Here is a 2,924-nt window from a genome sequence, read left to right on the forward strand (position 1 = left end):
GCGCCCTCCTCGTCGATCGCGGAGGCGCCGATGATGGCATAGTCGACCTTGAACTGGCCGATCAGGCCGATCGCGGTCGAGCCGATCACCGCGCCGTCGGCCCGGCGCACGGTGCCGCCGGCCACGATCACCTCGATGCGGGGGTGCCGGTACAGCAACATCGCGACATTGAGGTTGTTGGTGATCACCAGCATGTCCTCATGCGAGGTCAGGGCGCTCGCGACTTCTTCCGTGGTGGTGCCGATATTGATGAACAGCGAGCAGCCGTTCGGAATCAGGGCCGCGGCGGCCGCGCCGATCGCCTTCTTCTCCTCGGCGGCGACGAAGCGGCGCGCTTCATAGGCCAGGTTCTCGACCCCCGAGGCGATGATGGCGCCGCCATGAATCCGCGTCAGCGAGCGGTGATCGCACAGATCGTTCAAATCCTTGCGGATGGTCTGCGCCGAGACCTCGAAGCGCCGGGCCAGATCCTCCACCATCACCCGGCCAAAGGCGCGGGCGATATTGAGGATTTCGGATTGACGATGCGTGAGACCAGTCAATGGACACCCGGACAGGAAGATGCCCCATGGTGCGACTGTTCGGCTGGCCGGTCAACGCGACAGATCGGCCTCAAGGTCCGTTCAGGGACCGAAAGGGGAATCCTGGTTAAAGCGACTTGCGCTTCGCATTTCTGCAACGGCCCGGGAAATGTTTGTGCCGGCCTGGTGGCAATTTGCGCGACGGCTCAGGCGGCAGGTCCGACGGTCACACCGGCCAGGACCGCGGCGGACCGTCCGCTTTTATCCCCGAGAGCGACCCAGCTGCGGAAATCGCTGGTGGTCCGGTTCGTACCCAAAGGCGGTATCAACGGCGCCTACTCTATCACCTCGTCGGCGCGCGCGAGTAAAGTCGGCGGGATTGTCAGGTCAAGACTTCTGGCCGTCTTCAGGTTGATGACGAGATCAAACTTTGTAGGCTGCTCCACCGGAATATCGGCGGGCTTTGTGCCCCGCAAAGCCTTGTCAACCAATTCGGCGCCGCGCCGGGCGAGATCTGGGAAGTCGGGTCCGTAGGACATCAGACCTCCCGTCAGAACGCTCTCTCGAACACCATGGCTGACTGGCAGTCGTGCCGCCAATGCCAGGGTATTAATCAACGTCGCATTGGTGAACACCGTCGGGTCGAGGCAGACATAGATTGCGTCTGCGCGACCCTTGAGGGATTCGATTACAGGCGCGATATCGTCACCACTTCGGATTCCCGCATCTATAGTATCGAGGCTGAACGTGCGTGCTGTTGCGCGCGCCGCGTCAAGCTCCAGGTTGGCCCGCTTTTCCACGACGCGGAACAGAATTGCCAACCGACGCATGTCTGGAACGATTTCACGCAACACTTCGAGTCGCTTGCCTACTGTTTCGGTCAATTCAAGGGAGAGGCCGGTCACGTTCCCACCAGGTCGTGCCAGGCTTTCAACCAAGCCGTTGCCAACAGGATCTCCGGCTGACATGAAGATAATTGGGATCGTCGTCGTTACTTTCTTGACCGCGAGGACAAAAGCGTCGCCACTCGTTACGATGACGTCGACTGGTAGGCGGACCAAGTCGGGCGCGATCTCGGCAGCGCGCTCAGCGGCGCCGTCAGCCCAGCGATACTCAATCCTCACGGTGCGACCTTCCGCCCAACCAAGTTCGGCAAGCCGCTGTACAAATGTAGCGCGACGAGGGCGGTCGGCTGGTTCCGTATTTGCGGCCAAGTAACCAACGGTCGGCAACTTGCGGGCCTGCTGCGCGCCCACGGTAAATGGCCAGGCCGCCGCTGCACCTCCGATGAAACTGATAAAGTCCCGCCGTCTCATGCCTACCCTCGGTAATTCGAGGATATCGTAACTGGTGAGCGGCGTCCTGAAAGGGGCAAAAGGGTTTCCGGGCCTAAATTGTCATAAATTCGGCCGATGTCTGGGTTGGGTCACGTGTGGGCGGCGCCCTGGCAAAACGTTCTGACGTTTTGCTATGCTAAGTCGTGTGTGGGTCAATCGCGTCATTCAGGCCATTGGTCACTGACTTCCGATCTGCTGCAATCAGCAGACCTTTTTAGGGTCAGTCGGAATGTCTCAGAGCGGCCGCAGGCAGAACCCGCGTGGCGCGCCGTCCCTATCGTCCGTCGTACCGGTTCGGTTCCATCGCCCACTCCCATTGGTCGTGGCCGTGCGAATAATTGAGGTTGGTCTGCGCCGGATTGCGGTTGACCAGCGGCCGCAGGAACATCGGGTGGGTGGTGCTGCGCACCTCATGCTCGATCGTGAACAGGTGTTTGCCGCTTAAGGGATCGATGATGTCGCGGAAGCGGTATTGGTACTGGTTGTCCTCGCTGAAGATCAGGTCACGCTCGGCCAGCCGGCGGTACGGACCCGAGAAGTCCGTGATGTACATCTGGACATGGTGGCCGTCATAATCCGGCTGCGGCCGATCGGTCTCGCGGAACAGAAGATACTGGTCCTTGCCGAATTTGACGCGCGCGAGCGTCGCGTCGCCGTGGTCGAGTTCGGCGGGCATTCCCATGATCTCGGGATAGAAGGCAACAATGCCTTTCGCGGTCCCGGCCGGCACTGCGAATTCGACATAGGGGATGCCGAGCGTGATGCGCCCGAAACGCGCCGCGTCCGGCTCATGGCAGTGCACACGGTTGCCCCACGGACAGATCGCCTCGACATAATCATTGTGCTCGCTGAACGCGAATTTGGTGCCGTGCAGCTTTTTGGCGACACGCGCGAGCCGGTCGAGCAGCGCCGCGCGACCCGAAATGACGATGCCGGTATGGCCGCGCAACAGCTGCGCCTCGCCGCTCGGCAGGTGAAACTGGCTCCTGCCGGCGTTGACCCACATATTGTCGTCGGACACCATCAGATAGGGATCGCGGGTCAGCCCGAGCCCGGCGACATAGAA

The 2,924-nt window shown here is 61.3% G+C and carries 3 protein-coding genes; all 3 read right to left on the reverse strand.

The genetic code is table 11. The features are described 5' to 3' along the window. Positions 1–542, reverse strand: a 542-nt coding sequence (locus ABR948_RS29360; protein WP_428124799.1) for a DeoR/GlpR family DNA-binding transcription regulator, incomplete at its 3' end; no start/stop codon positions are given. 314 nt (positions 543–856) lie between these two features. Next, on the reverse strand, positions 857–1,837 hold the full coding sequence (locus ABR948_RS29365) for an ABC transporter substrate-binding protein (RefSeq protein WP_428124801.1): 981 nt from the start codon (positions 1,835–1,837) through the stop codon (positions 857–859). Positions 1,838–2,132: 295 nt separating this feature from the next. Then, the coding region (locus tag ABR948_RS29370) for a hypothetical protein (RefSeq protein ID WP_428124803.1) at positions 2,133–2,924 on the reverse strand (792 nt) is incomplete at its 5' end.

Origin of the sequence: Bradyrhizobium sp., from assembly GCF_050014615.1 — a bacterium.
Taxonomy (GTDB): domain Bacteria; phylum Pseudomonadota; class Alphaproteobacteria; order Rhizobiales; family Xanthobacteraceae; genus Bradyrhizobium.